This is a genomic window from Vibrio sonorensis (assembly GCF_001854765.1).
In the GTDB taxonomy this organism is placed as follows: Bacteria; Pseudomonadota; Gammaproteobacteria; order Enterobacterales; family Vibrionaceae; genus Vibrio; species Vibrio sonorensis.
In genome coordinates this window covers 1-489 of sequence record NZ_LJJE01000110.1, presented here as the reverse complement: position 1 = coordinate 489, position 489 = coordinate 1, and the positions used below count along the sequence as shown (strand labels likewise).

The window sequence follows — 489 nt, the reverse complement described above, 5'->3', positions numbered from 1 at the left end:
GAAATCGGGCACGACTAACGCCATTGAATCTCTCAACAGCGTAATTAGAAAAACGATCAAGAAGCGTAAGCTCTTCCCAACGGATGAATCCGCTAGAAAGGTGGACGATGCCGATTTGAAACTGGCGACAAGCGCTAAACCGCTTTAATGATTATGTTCGAAGATCGACTCACTGAATACATGTAACCCGACAGTTACACAGAATTATATACAGGGTCCTAGAGGACTTTGAAAAAAGCAAAGCATAAATCTCCATCAGGACACCCCCATTAAAACCCCACACTAATTCATTAGTGAGGGGCTAGTTATCCGGCTATGAGCTAAAGAATGGCAACGGACGATGCGCAAAAGAGTGCGGTCAGAGACCCTACAGCTACACATATCCTATAAAAGATTTTTTAAGTGGAAGGTTTAGATTTAATAGAGATGCCAGAGAGGGCGTTCAGAATTCTGTGTCAGCGAATTTTTGTTAGAGATCTAAGGCATCAT

1 pseudogene is annotated in these 489 nt (G+C 42.7%); it reads left to right on the top strand.

The features are described 5' to 3' along the window. Positions 1–186, top strand: a pseudogene (locus BLO31_RS24110) (transposase); the annotation flags it as partial. Positions 187–489: the final 303 nt, after the last annotated feature.